Origin of the sequence: Bradyrhizobium sp. HKCCYLS3077, assembly GCF_051167555.1 — a bacterium.
Classification (GTDB): Bacteria; Pseudomonadota; Alphaproteobacteria; order Rhizobiales; family Xanthobacteraceae; genus Bradyrhizobium.
In genome coordinates, this window is the sequence record NZ_JBNPTH010000012.1 from 150,693 (window position 1) to 167,948 (window position 17,256).

The 17,256-nt window shown below is 67.3% G+C and carries 14 protein-coding genes and 1 riboswitch; of the genes, 4 read left to right on the forward strand and 10 right to left on the reverse strand.

Going from position 1 to position 17,256, the window contains the following annotated elements; translation table 11 throughout:
• Positions 1-258 precede the first annotated feature (258 nt).
• The gene (locus ACQR0Z_RS34030) at positions 259-1,353 is read left to right on the forward strand and encodes an HWE histidine kinase domain-containing protein (RefSeq protein WP_434921542.1); all 1,095 of its coding nucleotides are present in this window, start codon (positions 259-261) and stop codon (positions 1,351-1,353) included.
• Between the two features lie 3 nt (positions 1,354-1,356).
• Here ACQR0Z_RS34030 and ACQR0Z_RS34035 read toward each other — a convergent pair whose 3' ends face one another.
• The 8 genes from ACQR0Z_RS34035 to ACQR0Z_RS34070 all read right to left on the reverse strand — a co-directional run bounded on the left by ACQR0Z_RS34035 (position 1,357) and on the right by ACQR0Z_RS34070 (position 11,210).
• A complete protein-coding gene (locus ACQR0Z_RS34035) occupies positions 1,357-2,172 on the reverse strand; it encodes an XdhC family protein (RefSeq protein ID WP_434921543.1) in 816 nt (271 codons plus the stop codon).
• Positions 2,173-2,199: 27 nt separating this feature from the next.
• A complete protein-coding gene (locus ACQR0Z_RS34040; protein WP_434921544.1) occupies positions 2,200-3,405 on the reverse strand; it encodes a vWA domain-containing protein in 1,206 nt (401 codons plus the stop codon).
• Positions 3,402-4,271: an AAA family ATPase gene (locus ACQR0Z_RS34045; RefSeq protein ID WP_434921545.1), complete on the reverse strand. Its 870-nt coding sequence runs from the start codon at positions 4,269-4,271 to the stop codon at positions 3,402-3,404. Before ACQR0Z_RS34045 ends, ACQR0Z_RS34040 begins: the two co-directional genes overlap by 4 nt.
• A 295-nt stretch (positions 4,272-4,566) precedes the next feature.
• Positions 4,567-6,987 carry an aerobic carbon-monoxide dehydrogenase large subunit gene (locus tag ACQR0Z_RS34050; protein WP_434921546.1) on the reverse strand — a complete coding sequence of 807 codons (2,421 nt, stop codon included), beginning with the start codon at positions 6,985-6,987 and terminating at the stop codon, positions 4,567-4,569.
• On the reverse strand, positions 6,984-7,484 hold the full coding sequence (locus ACQR0Z_RS34055) for a (2Fe-2S)-binding protein (protein WP_434921547.1): 501 nt from the start codon (positions 7,482-7,484) through the stop codon (positions 6,984-6,986). Before ACQR0Z_RS34055 ends, ACQR0Z_RS34050 begins: the two co-directional genes overlap by 4 nt.
• A gap of 230 nt (positions 7,485-7,714) precedes the next feature.
• Positions 7,715-8,578, reverse strand: a complete 864-nt coding sequence (locus ACQR0Z_RS34060) for an FAD binding domain-containing protein (protein WP_434921548.1) — start codon at positions 8,576-8,578, stop codon at positions 7,715-7,717.
• A 351-nt stretch (positions 8,579-8,929) separates the two neighbouring features.
• The gene (locus ACQR0Z_RS34065; protein WP_434921549.1) at positions 8,930-10,159 is read right to left on the reverse strand and encodes an MHYT domain-containing protein; all 1,230 of its coding nucleotides are present in this window, start codon (positions 10,157-10,159) and stop codon (positions 8,930-8,932) included.
• Positions 10,160-10,595: 436 nt separating this feature from the next.
• On the reverse strand, positions 10,596-11,210 hold the full coding sequence (locus ACQR0Z_RS34070) for a 6,7-dimethyl-8-ribityllumazine synthase (RefSeq protein WP_434860539.1): 615 nt from the start codon (positions 11,208-11,210) through the stop codon (positions 10,596-10,598).
• Between the two features lie 77 nt (positions 11,211-11,287).
• A riboswitch (FMN riboswitch) is annotated at positions 11,288-11,483 on the reverse strand.
• Between the two features lie 393 nt (positions 11,484-11,876).
• Between ACQR0Z_RS34070 and ACQR0Z_RS34075 the strand changes: the two genes are divergently transcribed.
• Together ACQR0Z_RS34075 and proC are read left to right on the forward strand one after the other, a co-directional pair.
• Positions 11,877-12,377 (forward strand): YbjN domain-containing protein, encoded by a 501-nt coding sequence (locus ACQR0Z_RS34075; protein WP_434860540.1) that lies wholly within the window; start codon positions 11,877-11,879, stop codon positions 12,375-12,377.
• 116 nt (positions 12,378-12,493) lie between these two features.
• On the forward strand, positions 12,494-13,315 hold the full coding sequence (proC, locus tag ACQR0Z_RS34080) for a pyrroline-5-carboxylate reductase (RefSeq protein ID WP_434921550.1): 822 nt from the start codon (positions 12,494-12,496) through the stop codon (positions 13,313-13,315).
• A gap of 21 nt (positions 13,316-13,336) precedes the next feature.
• Here proC and ACQR0Z_RS34085 read toward each other — a convergent pair whose 3' ends face one another.
• Both ACQR0Z_RS34085 and ACQR0Z_RS34090 read right to left on the reverse strand, forming a co-directional pair.
• Positions 13,337-14,665 carry a TAXI family TRAP transporter solute-binding subunit gene (locus ACQR0Z_RS34085; RefSeq protein WP_434921551.1) on the reverse strand — a complete coding sequence of 443 codons (1,329 nt, stop codon included), beginning with the start codon at positions 14,663-14,665 and terminating at the stop codon, positions 13,337-13,339.
• 307 nt (positions 14,666-14,972) lie between these two features.
• Positions 14,973-16,211 carry an MFS transporter gene (locus tag ACQR0Z_RS34090; RefSeq protein WP_434921552.1) on the reverse strand — a complete coding sequence of 413 codons (1,239 nt, stop codon included), beginning with the start codon at positions 16,209-16,211 and terminating at the stop codon, positions 14,973-14,975.
• A 524-nt stretch (positions 16,212-16,735) separates the two neighbouring features.
• Between ACQR0Z_RS34090 and ACQR0Z_RS34095 the strand changes: the two genes are divergently transcribed.
• Entirely contained in the window at positions 16,736-17,215 is a 480-nt protein-coding gene (locus tag ACQR0Z_RS34095) for a hypothetical protein (protein ID WP_434921553.1), read from the forward strand.
• The last annotated feature ends 41 nt before the right edge of the window (positions 17,216-17,256 follow it).

A 17,256-nucleotide genomic window follows, 5' to 3' on the forward strand; every position in this document is an offset into this window, starting at 1 on the left:
ACGAGAGCCGCGACAGAATGTCCTGTCTGCCTTGGTCAGGCCATGATCTGCACCTTGGTTACCTTGATGGAACCAGGATTCGGCCAACGGCTTGACGCGAGCTGCGCTCGTCTCCAAAGGTCTCTGACTGTTTCCGTGCCGGCTTCGTTTCAGCCGAATACCCCTGCGCCCGCGCGATCGACCGAACCGGGATTGGCGCTCTCGTCGGTCTGTCGTGCAGATCTCTCACCGGCTGAATGCCCGACCGACGAAAGCTGCATGACGTCCGATCGCGACGCCTCCGCGCCTGACCGATTGACTGCCCTGTTGCAGACCGAGCTCTTGGACTCGCCTCCCGAGCCCGGCTTCGACCGCGTCACGCGGCTGACCTCGCGCCTGTTGCAGGCGCCGGCGGCGATCATCGCGCTGGTCGACCGCGACCGGCAGTTCTTCAAGAGCTCGGTCGGGCTGTGCGAGCCCTGGGCCTCGCTGCGCGAGACGCCGCTCAGCCATTCGTTCTGCCAGCATGTGGTGACCTCGTCCGGACCGCTGGTCGTCAACGACGCCACCCAGCATCCCCTGGTGAAGGACAATCTCGCGATCCCAAGCCTCGGCGTCATCGCCTATCTCGGCGTGCCCCTGAAGCTGCCGAGCGGCGAGGTCATCGGCGCGCTCTGCGCCATCGATCACCAGCCGCGGCAGTGGAGCGACGACGACGTCGCGCAGCTGACAGAGCTCGGCGAGATCGTCATGGACGAGATCGCGCTGCGCGCCGAAAATGCGCGGCGACGGACGATCGAACAGCATCAGCGCGTGCTGGTCCACGAGCTCAATCATCGCGTCAAGAACACGCTGGCGCTGGTCGACAGCGTGATCGCGCTCAGCATCCGCGACGACTCCGCGCTGTCCGAGTTCGGCGAGACGCTGCGCGGCCGTATCGCCGCGCTGACCCGCAGCCACGCGCTGGCGCTCGACCGCGGCCGCGAGGCGATCGCGCTGAAGGAGCTGGTCTGCGCCGAGCTGGCGCCGCTGCAATCCGATCGGGTGGTCGTCGACGGTCCCGACGTGCAGCTATCACCGGGCATCGCGCTGTATCTGTCGATGGGCCTGCACGAGCTCGTCACCAATGCGGTGAAATATGGCGCGCTTTCCAACGAGGCGGGACGCGTGGCGCTGAGCTGGAGCCATGCCGACGACCGGCTGTCCCTGTCATGGCAGGAGAGCGACGGGCCTGTAGTCACGCCGCCTTCGCGCACCGGCTTCGGTTCGCTGCTGTTCGAGCGCATCCTCGGCAGCGCGCTGAAGGGCGAGGTGACGCGCGACTTCGGAGCCGATGGTCTCAAGGTGACGTTCGATCTGCCGCTGACGGCCTGACGCTCAATCGCGCTGGCCGCGCCGGCGCGTCAGCGTGATCTCGGCGAGGATCGACATCGCGATCTCCTCCGGCGTGATCGCGCCGAGATCGAGCCCGGCCGGCGCCTTCACTCTGTCCAGCAACGCCGCGTCGATGCCGTCCTTCAGCAGCTTGTCGCGCAAACTGTCCATCTTGCGCCGGCTGCCGACGAAGGCGTGATACGCCGCCTCGCAGGACAGCGCCGCCCGCAGTGCGGCCTCGTCGCCCTTGCCTTGCGTCGACACGACGATGAAGCGGCGGCCGCCGGCGAGGTCGTCCAGCGCGAAGCCGTCGACATGCGCATCAGCTTGCGGCATCTCGGTGAGATCGGCGGCAGGCGCGGCGAGCGTCACATGATAGCCCAGTGGCCGCGCCTGCGCGGCGAGCGCCAGCGCCACGGGGCTCGCGCCGAGAATGACGAGCGACGGATGCGGCAGCACCGGTTCGACAAAGATGTCCATCGTGCCCTTGCTCGGGCACATGTTGGCGGCGAAACGCACGCCCTCCTTGGTTTCGCCAGCCTTGACGCCGAGCTCCGCCAGCAGGTTCTCCGGCTGCACCGACACCATCCGCGGCACGCCGTCGGCGAGCGCCTCCCGCGCCGCCTTCAGCACCGCTCCCCGCGCGCAGCCGCCGCCGATCCACCCTGCGACGATGCTGCCGTCGGGACGGATGATCGCCTTGGCGCCGGCCTTGGCGGCGGTCACCGACACCGTGCGCACGACGGTGGCCAGGACGAAACTTTCTTCGTTCGCTTTCAGCTGCGCGGCGAGGTCGAGCATCTCCGTGGACGTCGTCATGGACGAGCTCCTCTTGACGGCATGGCCTCACAACCTCGCCAGATACGGCTCCAGCGCCGCGAGCGAATTCAGCGTGTGCGCGGGCGCGTAGAGGTCGACATGCGGCAGCGCGGCCTTGATGCCGCGCGCTTCGGGCGCGTAGCCGTCCCAGCCGAGCATCGGATTGAGCCAGACGATGCGGCGGCAGCGGCGGCGTAGCTGCGCCATCTCGCGACCAAGCAAATCAGGATCACCGGTGTCGTAACCATCGGAGACGATCATCACGCAGGTGCGCGAATGGATCACGCGCGCGGCGTGCCAGCGGTTGAAGGTCTGCAGGCTTTCGCCGATGCGGGTGCCGCCGCCCGCGCCCTGCGCCATCATCGAGAGACGGTCGAGCGCGCGCGCCGCGTCGCGCTCCTTCATCGCGTCGGAGACGTGGGCGAGCCGGGTGTGAAACAGGAACGCCTCGGCCTCGCGAAACGTATCGAGCACGCCGTGGATGAAGCGCAGGAACACCGCCGTGTAGGCGCTCATCGATCCGGACGCGTCGAGCAGCACGACGAGGCGCAGCGGCTTCACCTTGCGTCGGCGATGCACCAGCGCGATCGGCACGCCGCCATGGCTGATGTTGCGGTGAATGGTCCGGCGCAGATCGAAGCGCTCGCCCTTGCGGCGCAATTGATCGCGCCGCGTCAGCCGCGTGCGCATCGCCTGCGCAAGCCGCGCCGCGGCCTCATGCGCCAGCGCGATTTGGTCGGGATCGGCGAGCCTGCGGAAGTCCGTGTCGCTGATCGCCTCCACGCGCGAGGCACCTTCGCGCTGGCCCTCACCGGACGCCTCACGCGGTGTCTCATCGGAGGGCACCTGGTCCGTCGCGCCCTGCGGACCACGCTCGCCCACGCCGGCATCCTGCAGGCTCTTCAGCGATGGACTATTTGCCGCCTGCTGTGATCCCGACGCGAGCACCCGCGAACGCGCGCGCTTGCCGAGCCAGAATGCGTCGAACAGACCGTCGAAACGATCCCATTCGCTCTTGCGTGCCGCGAACAGATGCTTGAAGGCGGAGCGCAGCAGGCCGGGCCTGTCGGCATAGCCAGCTGCCATCACCGCAGCGGCGTCCTGTCCTTCGGGCATTCCGACTGCAAAGCCGTCGTCGCGCAGCGTCCGCAGGAAGGCGCCAAGGCGGCCGGCGACCAGCCGCGCCACCGCGTCCAGGTCCTCATGATCGGGCGTGGCGCCGCAGCAGCTCATGCGACCTTCCCCAGCAAGCGCGCCGAGACCTCGCGGGTGATGCGGGCGCGGTCCTCATGGGTCTTCAGCAGGCAGATCAGCGTGTCGTGGATGACCTCCGGCTGGTCCTTGAGATCGCGGATATCCAGCCCGACCAGCGCCGCGGCCCAGTCCAGCGTCTCGGCGACACCGGGCACCTTGCGCAGCTCCTCCTTGCGCAGGCCCTCGACCATCCGCGCGATCTGCAGCGCGAGCTGCGCGGAGGCGCCGTCGATCCGCGCCAGGATGATCCGCGCCTCGCGATCGACGTCGGGATAGTCGACATAGTGGTACAGGCAGCGCCGGCGCAGCGCGTCGGACAGCTCGCGGGTGCCGTTGGAGGTCAGCACCACATGCGGGATGCTGGTCGCCGTGATGGTGCCGAGTTCTGGGATCGAGACCTGGAAGTCGGACAACAGCTCCAGCAGGAACGCCTCGAATTCGTCATCGGCGCGATCGATCTCGTCGATCAGCAGCACCGGCGGCGTGGCGCGGCGGATCGCGGCGAGCAAGGGACGCTCGAGCAGATATTTCTCGGAGAAGATTTGGTCCTCGATGACATCGGCATGCCCGCGATGCGCCTCGATCGCCAGCAGCTGGCGCTGATAGTTCCACTCATAGAGCGCGGCGCTCTGGTCGAGCCCCTCATAACATTGCAGACGGATCAGCTCGGTGCCTTCAACCGCGGCCAGCGCTTTCGCCACCTCGGTCTTGCCGACGCCCGCCTCGCCCTCCAGCAGCAGCGGCCGCTTCAGCAGCTGCATCAGCGCAATCGCCGTCGCCAGCTCGCCATCGGCGATGTAGCCGCAGGCGGCGAGAGATTGCGCGATGTCGTCGCGGGTTTTCATGTTGGTTGGGTTCTCGATCTCGCCTCGAAGTCGGTGCGTTCCCTCCCCCCTTGTGGGGGAGGGCTAGTGAGGGGTTGGCCCGAAGCGACACTGCCGCCGGAGACCCCCACCCCCGACCCCTCCCCGCAAGGGGGAGGGGAGCGCACTGCCGATGCCGCTATGTCTTTTCCAGCAATTTCGTTCGCTCTCTCTGCGTCATTGCGAGCGAAGCGAAGCAATCCAGGGGCTCGGGTGGGACTCTGGATTGCGTCGTCGCTTCGCTCCTCGCAATGACGGCAGTGCTCAAGGATCCAGTCTACGCCACCACCCCCAGGTTCTTCGCCGCCTGCCAGTTGCGCCAGAAATCGTGGGGCATCTGGATGTGGGTCGCGCCGAGGAACGCGAACGCGTCGTTGACCGCGTTGGAGAACGCCGGCACGCCGCCGACATTGGGGCTTTCGCCGACGCCCTTGGCGCCGATCGGGTGGTGCGGCGACGGGGTCACGGTGTAGTCCGTCTCCCAATGCGGCGTCTCCACCGCGGTCGGCATGAAGAAGTCCATGAACGAGCCGGTCACGACGTTGCCTTCGGAATCGTAGCGGATCTCCTGGCCCATCGCGATGGCGAAGGCCTCGGTCAGGCCGCCATGGACCTGGCCCTCGATGATCATCGGGTTGATGCGGGTGCCGCAATCGTCGAGCGCGTAGAAGCGCCGGACCTTGTACACGCCGGTGTCGACATCGATGTCCATCACGCAGAGATAGGCGCCGAACGGATAGGTCATGTTCGGCGGATCGTAGTAGCTGACAGCCTCCAGCCCCGGCTCCATGCCCGGCGGCACCGAATTGTACGCCGCCCAGCAGATGTCCTTCATCGACATCGCCTTCTCCGGCAGGCCCTTGACGCGGAAGCCGTCGATGTCCCATTCGAGATCGTCCTCGTGGACCTCGAGCTTGTAGGCCGCGATCATCTGGGCCTTGGCCTTGATCTTGCGCGCCGCCATCGCGATCGCCGCGCCGGCGACCGGCGTCGAGCGCGAGCCGTAGGTGCCCAAGCCATAAGGCGCGGTGTCGGTGTTGCCCTCCTCGACCATGATGTTGTCGGCGGGAATGCCGATTTCGCTGGCGATGATCTGCGCCCAGGTGGTCTCGTGGCCCTGGCCCTGGCTCTTGGTGCCCATCCGCGCGATGCCGGCGCCCGTGGGGTGCAGGCGGATCTCGCAGGAATCGAACATGGCGATGCCGAGAATATCGCAGTTCTTCGACGGGCCGGCGCCGACGATCTCGGTGAAGAAGCCGATGCCGATGCCCATGATCTCGCGGGTCTCGCCGCGCTTAAACGCCGCGCGCTTCTCAGCCTGCTCCTTGCGCAGGCCTGCGTAGTCGACGGTCTCCATCATCTTGCGCATGGCGGTGTGATAGTCGCCGGAATCATATTCCCAGCCCAGCGCGGAGTGATAGGGAAACTGCTCCGGCTTGACGAAGTTCTTCAAGCGGAGCTCCGCCGGATCCATGCCGAGCTTCTGCGCCAGAATGTCCATCGCGCGCTCGATGCAATAGGCCGCCTCGGTGACGCGGAACGAGCAGCGATAGGCGACGCCGCCCGGCGCCTTGTTGGTGTAGACGCCGTCGACCGCGAGATGCGCGACCGGGAAATCATAGGAGCCGGTGACGATGTTAAAGAAGCCGGCCGGCCATTTCGACGGATCGGCGCAGGCATCGAAGCCGCCGTGATCGGCCAGCACGTGGACGCGCAGGCCTGTGACCTTGCCGTCCTTGGTCGCGGCAATCTCGGTCGTCATGTGATAGTCGCGCGCGAAGGCCGTCGCGGTGAGATTCTCGATGCGGTCCTCGACCCACTTCACCGGCTTGCCGGTGACGATCGAGGCGACCGCCGCGCAGATGTAACCCGGATAGGCGCCGACCTTGTTGCCGAAGCCGCCGCCGATGTCCGGCGCGATGACGTGAATCTTCTGCTCCGGGATTTTCGCGATCAGCGACACCACGGTGCGGATCACGTGCGGCGCCTGGAACGTGCCCCAGATCGTCAGCTCGCCCTTGATCTTGTCGAACGAGCACACGCACTGGCAGGTTTCCAGCGGCGACGGATGGGTGCGGTGATAGGAGATCATCTCCTTGATCGTCACATCCGCTTTCTTGAACGCTGCGTCGGTCAGCTCCTTGTCGCCGACGGTCCATTCGAAGATGTGGTTGTGGTGCTTGCGCGGGCCGTGCGCGCCTGATGTCTTGCCGGCGAGGTCCTCGCGCAGCACCGGCGCATCCGGGTCCATCGCCTTGAACGGATCGACCAGCACCGGCAGCGGCTCGTAGTCGACGACCACCTTGGAGACGCCGTCATCGGCGGCGTAGCGGTCGGTGGCGACGACGAAGGCAACCTCCTGGTTCTGGAACAGCACCTTGCCGTCGGCGAGCACCATCTGCACGTCGCCGGCCAGGGTCGGCATCCAGGCGAGGTTGACGGTCTTCAAGGTCTCGGCGGTGATGACCGCGAGCACGCCCGGCACCTTCAGCGCCTCCTCGGTGTGGATCGCCTTGACGCGCGCATGGGCATGCGGCGAGCGCACGAAGTCGCCATGCAGCATGCCGGGCAGCTTGACGTCGTCGACATAGTTGCCCTTGCCTTGGGTGAAGCGGATGTCCTCGACGCGCTTGCGCCGACAGCCCATGCCTTCGAGGGCGGCTTCGCGTTGTTCCCGCGTGGGAGTCATGTCGTTCATTCCGCGGCCTCCTGGAATTCCACGCCGTTGATCTTGGCGGCGGCGTATTGGATCGCCTTGACGATGTTCTGATAGCCGGTGCAGCGGCAGATGTTGCCGGAAATGCCGGCGCGGATCTCGGCCTCGGTCGGGGACGGATTTTCCTTCAGCAGCCGGTGCGCGCGCAGGATCATGCCGGGCGTGCAGAAGCCGCATTGCAGGCCGTGCATCATGCGAAAGCCTTCCTGCAGCGGCGACAGCGTGCCATCGGCATTGGCCATGCCTTCGATGGTGGTGATCTCACAGCCATTGGCCTGCACCGCCAGCATGGTGCAGCTCTTCACGCTCATGCCGTCGATATCGACCGTGCAGGCGCCGCAATGGCTGGTCTCGCAGCCGATATGCGTGCCGGTGAGCTGCGCCTGCTCGCGCAGGAAGTGGACCAGAAGCGTGCGCGGCTCCGCGAGGCCCTCGACCTCGCTGCCGTTCACCTTCATCGTGACGTGGGTTTTGGGCATTCGGTGCTCCCTGAAGACGTCTTTGAACTTTGGGCCGAGCTATCAGCCGCGATCTCGGTGCGCTCCCCTCCCCCTTGCGGGGAGGGGTCGGGGGTGGGGGTCCACGGCGGCGGTCTCGCTTGGGGCTACCCCCCTCCCCGCCCCTCCCCCACAAGGGGGGAGGGAGAGGAGAAAGCGTGCCGTGAGGCGAGAAGGAACCGCCTGCGCGGCCACGGTTCTGGCAAAAGCTGCTACTTCGCCCTGCTCGCCGCGCGTTGCAGCGCGCGCATCACCATGATGCCGCCGACATGCACGCGATACTCGGCCGGGCCGCGCGCATCGGACGCCGGCTGCATGATCGTGCGCGCCGCCGTCGCGGCGGCTTTCAGCGCCGCCTCATCCAGCGTGGTGCCGATCACGGCATTCGCCGCATCGGTCGCCAGCAGCGGCGTCTCGTGCAAATTGGTCAGCGAAATGACGCAGCTCGCCACCTTGCCACCCGCCATCGTCAGCACGACACCTGCCGCCGCGGTCGCATAATCGCCGACCTTGCGCTTCAACTTCTCATACGCGTAGCCATGTCCCGCGGGCGGCACGGGAATGCTCACACCGGTCAGGATCTCGCCGGGCTCCAGCGCGGTGAAATACGCCCCCTGGTAAAACTCTCGCGCCGCCACCTCGCGGGCGCCGTTCGGCCCCTCCAGGCGATAGCTCGCATCCAGCGCCAGCATCAGCGCCGGCATGTCGTTGCCGGGATCGCCATTGGCGACGTTACCGCCGAGCGTGCCGCGATAGCGCACCTGCGGATCGGCGATCAGCAGCGCGGTCTCGTGCAGGATCGGCAATGCCTCGCCGATCTCGGCAGAGGCCAACAGCTCGGCTTGTGTGGTCATCGCGCCGATCGCGATACGGTCGCCGTCGCGGCAGATGCCCTTGAGGCCGGCGATTCCGTGCAGGTCGATGAGATGCGCCGGCGTGGCCAGCCGCAGCTTCATCATCGGCAGCAGGCTGTGGCCGCCGGCGAGCGGACGCGCCTCGTCTCCGAGATCGGCGAGCAGCTTGATCGCATCGCCGACGCTCGCGGGCCGGTGATAGTCGAACGGACCAGGAATCATCTCGTTTCCCTTCCCTCATTCTGGCCTGCCTTGCCGGCTTGGCCGTTTGCGTCGATGCGGCGAACGTTCGTGCTGCAGGAGCGAAGTGTGAACGCCAGCGGATCGCGGATTGGGCGGGAGAGTCGATCGGGATTGCCGGCCGCGCAACGAAGCGGGCACGGAGAGCGATGAATTCGCACGAACGGCGGATGATCGCGCACGAATTGCGTCAGTCGACACGACCTAATGATGCGAATGACGAACGCAGTTGGTTGCGCGACGCCGCATCGGCGTAAGACGCTCGGTGTCAGCCGATGTGCGTTGCGACGAAGCGCGCGCCTGATGCTGCGATCGCGAAATGACAGTGTGAGATCACGCCGGCCGCCGCAACCCGAGCCGCGCCTTGACCTCGGCGACTTTGGCGCGGCTCACCGGCACGCGCGGCTTGGACGGGCCGTCGAGCTCGATGATCGCGCCCTCGCCTTCCTTGCCGACGAATGTCACATGCTCGATCGCGACGATGTGACTGCGGTGGACGCGGATGAAGCGGCCGGGATCGAGCTGCGCCTCGGCCTCGGAGATCGACCACGGGCACATCCGCTCGCGGGTGCCGTCATGCACCCTGGTGTAGTGCGCATCGGCGCGTACGCTGCGGACGTCGCCGGCATCGATGAAATGGGTGCCGTTTGCGCCTTCGAGCGGCAGCCGCGCTGCCGCGATGCGCGGCGGCTGGCCGATGCCCCCGAGCGGCGCGGCCTTGATGCGTGCGGGTGGAGCGCTTTCGAGCGCGTCGGGAGGAGCCACCGCAACGGGTTGCGCCACAGGAGTGACCGGCTCCGGCGCAAGGTCAGGGGCAGTGATGGGGGGAGCCGTGGCCGGCTCCGCTGTACGGCGCGGGTCCGGCACCAGCGACAGCAGGAAGCCGGCGGCGACCACGAAGCACAGCACGGCCACGACGATCGCCAGCACCTGCGGCGATGCGGCCAATCCCGCCGGGGCATGCTGATGTCCCTCTCCGGCCGGCACGACATGCATGCCCAGCATCGCCGTGTAGTGCATGCCGGAGACGGCGATGCCGAACGCGAGCGCGCTGATGGCCAGCCGCAGGCCATCCTGCCGAGCGAGAAAGATGCGCAGGCCGCCGTAAGCGGCGACGATCGCGATGGCGACCGACAGCGCCACAAGCAGCGGATCATGCGTCAGCCCGAAGCGGCCGGCGAGGCCGTGCATGCCGACATAGTGCATGCTGGCGATGCCGGCGCCGAGCAGCAGCGCCGAGGGCACGACGCGCTGCGGCGAAGCATCGCCGATGCTGACGAAGAACAGGGAGACGCCGACGACCAGCGCGCAGATCAGGAAGGAGATGATGGTCGGCAGCACCAGATAGACCGCATCCGCCGGCAGCGGCGCGGCCATCATGCCCACGAAATGCATGGTCCAGATGCCGACCGCGAGAATGCCCGCGGCCCCGGACAGCAGCACGCGCGGACTCGCCCCCGGCCCGCTGCGGATGCGGGCAGTGAGACTGAATCCGGTATAGCCACCCAGGCTCGCGATCACGACCGAGAGCGCGACGAGATAAGGATCGTATCCTTCGATCATCCTTGCCGGCCGCCCGTCGCCACGGGCCAGCCTCCTCCCGGAGGAGGTTTTACAGGGGGCGAGCGGGGGATGACAACACAAGGCGGGGAGTACGAGGGGGCGTGATGTCGCTGGGCGGGGAGCGTTGAACCGTGGCTATCGGGCGCGAGTGAGATCCGGACTTTCACCGCGGAGGTGGTGCGCTCCCCTCCCCCTTGCGGGGAGGGGTTGGGGGTGGGGGTCCACGCATTCCGCTCAAAATGATGAGCTTCGACTCCGAGAAAGCATCTTGGCGGATGTGAGTCCCATGGGCTTCGGCGCCCGGAGACCCCCACCCCCAACCCCTCCCCGCAAGGGGGAGGGGAGCGCACTGCCCGTGCCGCAAAGAGCGAGAATTACAGCTCTTACCGTGAGAAGGGCGTGTGGCTGGCCTCGCCAGCCACACGCCCTCACCTACTCAGATGATCCCCGCCGCCACCTGGCTGCGCAGGCGCTCCAGGCTGAGCAGGGTCTCCGCGCAGGCCGTGGCCACCTCGACGCCCTTGGTCGCGAAGTGCTTCCGGAAGAAATCGAAATGCGCCTGCGTCTCGTGGAATTGCTGCGGCGTCAGCACCGCGGAGAACACCGGCACCTCGGTGCGCAGTTGCACGTCCATCAGCGCCTTGATGACGGTGTCGGCGACGAACTCGTGCCGATAGATGCCGCCGTCGACGACGAGGCCGGCCGCGACGATCGCGGTGTAGCGCCGCGTCTTAGCGAGCAGCTGCGCATGCAGCGGGATCTCGAACGAGCCCGGCACCTCGAAGATGTCGACGCGGTCGCGGGCGATGTGGCGTGCCTCGATCTCGTCGAGGAACGCCGTGCGGCACTCGGCGACGACATCACGGTGCCAGGCCGATTGCACGAAGGCGACGCGCTGCGGCTTGGTGAAGCGGGGATGCGAGGGTGCCGGAGGCTGGTCCTCAGGCGGAGATGCCACCGGCGTGTCCGCCGGCGAAGCGGCTTCGGTCGCGATATCGGTGGGAGTGTCGGTGGCGGTGGTGTCGATGGAGTCTTGCAACATCTGATTCATGGTTGTCCTCGTTGAGAGACCAGAATCAGGGCACACGGAACGACGACGCCCCCACGCGGAGTGCGCGGGGTGCCGGGACCCGTTCTCTTTCATCCGGACTGTGACCGTCGGCTTCGGAGTCGCACCGAATCTGCTGACCCTTCTCCGTTCGGCGCGATCCGGAGAACGGGATTCTCCAAACCTGACCTTGCCGACAAGGCGCTCGCGGGCTCGCGCTCTCGACCGAGACCGCTTACCGCCGGTGGGGAATTTCACCCCGCCCTGAGAACATGAGCCGCCCGGATGGACGGCCCGGAGGAACTATGCAGGCCCCCGGCAGCGGCGGCAAGGCCTCACGCCCGCGGCCGGCGAAGCCCCGCCATGCAGCGTCCTGCGGCCTTTTCCGCGGCCAAATTGGCCCGAACGGGCGGTTTGCGGCGAATCCGATTCCGTTTTGTTCTCAAAACGGCATGATTCCACAGGCTGGACAGGAGTTGTGGACGAAGCGGTGTTTCGCTGTGGACGGACTCGCCCCCCCGTTGCGCAGATTCCGCAAATCACATCAGTTTGTCCTCGCACGCCCGGGGTACCTCCGGGGCTGCAAGCCGGGTCGCGATGCGCCGTGAGGGCGTGGGCCGGGTCGCCGCGTAAGTACCAACGAGATCAAGAAGACGAGGTCGAGACGGCATGTCCCTGCTCGAAAGCACTATCGATTCCGGAAATCATCCGTTGAGCGTCGTCGAGAACATCGCCGCCGACAACAACTGGATGTTCGAGCGTTCCGGCGAGGACGAGATCACGATCGCCTCCAAGGGGCAGTGGACCGACTACCAGATCTCCTTCACCTGGATGGCCGAGATCGAGGCGCTGCATCTGGCCTGCGCCTTCGACATGAAGATTCCGGAAGCGCGCCGCGCCGAGGTGCAGCGGCTGATCGCCGCCATCAACGAGCAGCTCTGGCTCGGCCATTTCGACATCTGGACCCACACCGGCATGGTGATGCATCGCCAGGCGCTGGTGCTGCCCGGCGGCATCACCGCCTCGGGTCCGCAATGCGAGAGCATGCTCGCCGGCGCCATCCACGCCTGCGAGCGCTATTTCCCGGCGTTCCAGTTCGTCGTCTGGGCCGGCAAGTCGACCCAGGACGCCATGGCGGCCGCGCTGTTCGATACGGAAGGCGAGGCGTAAAGCCCCCCCTCTCGTCATGCGCGGGCTTGACCCGCGCATCCATCTCGCATCAAAAAGCCGCTCCTTTCAGTCGATGGATGGCCGGGTCAAGCCCGGCCATGACGAATGGTGGCTTGATGACGACCATCTCCGAACTCCAACACACCACCGGCACAATCGTGCTGGCCGGCGCCGGCAAGATGGGCGGGGCGATGCTGACCGGCTGGCTGGCCGGCGGGCTCGCGCCTGAGCGCGTGGTCGTCATCGAGCCGATGCCGTCGGCGGAGATCACCGCGGTCGTGGCCAAAGGCGTGCGGCTGAATCCAACGACCAGCGCGCCGGCCGAGGTGGTCATCACAGCCGTCAAGCCGCAGATGTTCGCCGAGGCCGGACCGGCGCTGAAGCCGTGGGTCGGCGATGCCACGCTGGTGCTGTCGATCATGGCCGGCACCACCATCGCGAGCCTTCAGAACACGCTCGGCGGCGCCGTGGTGCGCGCGATGCCGAACACGCCGGCCGCGATCGGCCGCGGCATCACCGTGGCCGTGCCCGCCGCCAATGTCAGCGCCGCGCAGCGCGCGCTCACCGATGCGCTGCTGCGCGCCACCGGCGCGGTGGAATGGGTCGACGACGAGGCGCTGATGGATGCGGTGACCGCGGTGTCCGGCTCGGGCCCCGCTTATGTCTTCCTGCTGGCCGAGGAACTCGCCCGCGCCGGCGTCGCCGCCGGCCTGCCCGAGGCGCTCGCCACGACCTTGGCGCGCGCCACCGTGTCGGGCGCCGGCGAGCTGCTGCGCCAGTCGGAGCTGCCGTCCGCCACCTTGCGCCAGAACGTCACCTCGCCCGGCGGCACCACGGCAGCGGCCTTGTCAGTGCTAATGGCTGCGGACGGCTTTCAGCCGCTGCTGACCAAGGCGGTGGCCGCCGCGACCGCGCGCTCCAAGGAGCTCGCCAAGTAACTTTGACGATAACTGACAAGCTCAGCGCGACGGCGTCGGCGGACCGCCGTGCTGCTGCCGCCACTGCAGGAACTGCTTGAACAGCGCGCTGCGCTCGGCCGGATCGTTCGACACCTGTCCGCCGCTCTGGCGCACGAAGGTCTCGAACTGCTGCTGCTGGACATCGGCCACCTGCGGCCGCGGCACCATGTTGCGCGCCACCAGCCAATCGTCCGCCGCCTTGAAGCGCTTCCACCCGGGGATGGTCGCGACGATGCTCGACTCCCGCCATTTCGGATGCCGCGGCGGCTTCATGAACTCATCGTAGTTGGCGAAGAACGCCTCGACGAAGCGGGCGACCTTGCGATAGCGCTCGGTATTTTCAGGCCAGTTGTAGCTGACCAGCAGCATGCCGATCGCCACCGTCTCGATGGTCTCGCCGGGATTGAGCAGGTTCGGATACTCCTCGGATGACAGCGTGGTCGGCAGATAGAGATCCTGCAATCGGCGGTCATAGGGGATCGTCACCAGGTGCAGCGCGCGATTGTCGTTCCTGATGTTGCGGGCGAGCTGGAACACCTTGCCGGTCGAGACGATGTAGGCGTCGGCCTCGCCGTCGATCAGCTTCTGAATCGATTTGGCGTCGTCGGTCGCGTAGTCGAACGATGCGGTGAGGCCGAGCCGGTTGAAGATCACGCGCGCGGAATAGAAGCCAACATCGGTCGGCGCGATCACGCGCTTGCCGTTGAGGTCGGCGATCGAGCGGATCGAGGAGCGCGCGATGACGTGGATCTCGTTGTGATAGAGCCGCGCGATGTAGCGGAATTGCGAGGTGATGTCGGGGATGCCGTATTGCAGGCGATAGAACTCGGGCACATCGGCGGCGACCGCGCCCATGTCGATGCTCTTCAGGAAGAGGATGTCGGAGACGTTGCGCACCGGTCCCTTGCCGAGCACCGGCAGCACACGGACATTGCTCTGGTCGTCGAGCACGCGCGCCATGTCCGACCCGAACACCGAGGTCGCGCCGCCGGCCGGCGCGGTGATGATAGTGACGGTGCCGTCGTTGACGTCGTTCGGGTTCGGCAGCCGCCAGACGTCCGGCCCGCTGCCGGGCGCGGGCGACAGCGACGCCGGCAGGCCGGCGGGACGCGGCGGCGCCGGAGCGTTGGCCGCATTGGGCTTGGCCGGCGCCGGCGATACCGGCACGATGACCGATCGGGTTGCGGCCGGGCGCTGCGGCTGCGCCTGGGCGGGCGGCGGCTGCTGTTGAAACTGCGGCCACACCTGCGCGGGCGCCTGGCTCATCAAGAGTCCGGATGCCAGCCCGGCGAGCGCGATGAGCGAAGCTGCCTTCGAGACGATGGACATAGCGCAACGGCCTCCTGCACCATCGCGATGCGCCGCAGCGTTCTCGACCGGTCCGGAGCTTTCACCGCGCGGCTTGCCCGGCCCTGGGCATGCGACGGGCGACCGCGGCCTCGGCTGAGACCTCGCGACAACCAACTTCGCGATGCGGAGCGCGCCGGGCCAAATTGCCACGATCGGCTCCGATCGAGTTCCCTAGTTGTCGAATCGGATTCGATGGATTTGCGGCGGCGAACGGGATTTTGTATGACGACGTGCATATAAGCGGGACCTCGCAGTCCGGCTGTGGCTTCAACGCAACGCCTTGACGTCAGGCCGCCAGCCGGTGTTGCCGCCGTGCCAGGATCAGCAGCGTCACCACGATCGCGAGGTTCAGCGCATTCCAGGCGATGCCGTTGGCGAAGGCCGCGGCGTAGGAACCGGTGGCGTCGAAGATCACGCCCGACACCCAGCCGCCGAACGACATGCCGAACACCGAGGCGAAGATGACGATGCCGACCCGGGTGGCGGCCTCGCGCGCCGGCATCGCCTCGCGGACGATGATGGCGTAGCTCGGCACGATGCCGCCCTGGAACAGGCCGAACATGCCGGAGATCAGATAGAGCGAGGTCAGGCCGTCGAAGAACAGATAGAACAGCAGCGCAAAGCCCTGCGCCAGCGAGCCGATCAGGAGCGTGCGCATGCCGCCGACGCGGTCGGCGAGGAAGCCGGAGCCGATCCGGCTGACGATGCCGAGCGCCATCATCAGGGACAGCATCTGCGCGCCGACGGCGACGCCATAGCCGAGGTCACCGCAATAGGCGACGATATGCACCTGCGGCATCGCCATCGCCACGCAGCAGGCGATCGCGGCGACGCTGAGCAGCACGGTCAGCGCGTTGGTGGAGATCGGCAGGCTCAATTGCGGCGGCGGCGCCTGGCTGTGGTCATGCGCGCCGGCGCCGCCCATCCGGGCGCGCAGCACCAGCAGCAGCGCCGACATCGTCACCGCGCAGAAGATGCCGAGCGCGACATGGGTGGCGCGCCAGCCGATCTGCTGCACGCCGTAGTTCACCAGCGGCGGCCACACCGTGCCGGCGACATAATTGCCGGAGGCGACGATGGTGACGGCCAGCCCGCGATAGCGCTCGAACCAGTGCGACGCCTCGGCCATCAGCGGCGCGAAGGTCACGGAGGAGCCGAGCCCGATCAGGAAATACACCGCCTGGAACTGCCACAGCGTCACCGAGGCGCCGGCGAGCAGATAGGCCGCGGCGGTCGTGGCGATCGACAGCGCCATCGCGGTGACGATGCCGAAGCGATCGGTGATGCGGCCGACGATGACGCCGCCGAGACCGAAGCCGAACATTGTCAGCGTATAGGCCAGCGAGACCGCGCCGCGGCTCGCGGCATATTCGGCCTGCACCGTCGGCAGCACGACGACCACGGTCCACATGCCGGCGCCGCCGATGGAACCAATGACAAGCGCAAGCGCCAGCCGCGCCCAGGCCTCGCGCGAGTCCGGTGTGAAGTGAGGCGCTTCCTCGAATCTTGTCTGGGGTCCGTGCACGATGGCCGCAACTTCGTCGCCGCATGCCACGGGGTCAAGCCGCATTGCTGCGGGCCAGCCCATGCAGAAGCAGTGCAACAAAGGCGCTTCGGCCAATCGAGCGCACGTATTTGCGCGAACTGCGTTGCCGCCCGACGTGTTGGGCAACGCGAGAGCGACCGTCGTGTATGTGGGGCAAGCTTTCGCGCAGTGCACGGGGCGCTCCCTCTCCCCGTTCTTCACGGGGAGAGGGTTGGGGTGAGGGGCAGCCACACCCACCGACCGTGCGGAGAGCCCCCTCACCCGGATTGCATCTGGCGATGCAATCCGACCTCTCCCCGCCTTAGCGAAGCTTCGCTTCGCCCTGGCGGGGCGAGGTGAACAGCGAGCGCGCGGTACGACCGCCGCAGAACAAGCTCCCGGCGAGATTTGTTGCGGAACCACGGCGCGCAATAGCGTGAAGAGTGGACCGGGTGTCCTCCCCTCTTTGCCCCCCGGCACCTCCTGCGCTACAATGCACACCTCACGGAGCGATTTGCGCGCGGATGTCGTTGGGGCTCACTCGGAACATGCTGATGGTGGCGGGGCGGTTGCTCGTGCTCGCCTACCTCGTCTGCGTGCTCAGCCCCGGCGTCACGCTGGCCTTCGCCCATGGCGCGGCGCCCTGCCTCGACGAAGCGTTCGTTGCCGTCGCCGCCGCGCACCATCACGCCGCCCCGCATGAGAGCCACGACGGCACGATCATGCCGCGACATGCGGCGCATGCGCATCATCACCAGGATGACGGGGTCGCGGAGGCCAGCCTGCAGACGCAGCCTGACCCCGCCCCGTTCCCGGCCCATCACGACCACGACAAGCTGCCCGGCCCCTGCTGCGCCATGATGTGCGCGGTCGGCCTCACCGCCGCCTTGCCGGCGGTCACCCTGCCCGCGCCGGTCGCCACCGCCAGCGAAGCCATCGGCGAAGCCGGCCTGCCCGGGCGCGCGCCGCCGCTACTGTACCGCCCCCCTATCGTCCTGGCCTGAGCGAACGACGCCGGCTCGTCGCGCCTCGCGCGCGCGGCCGT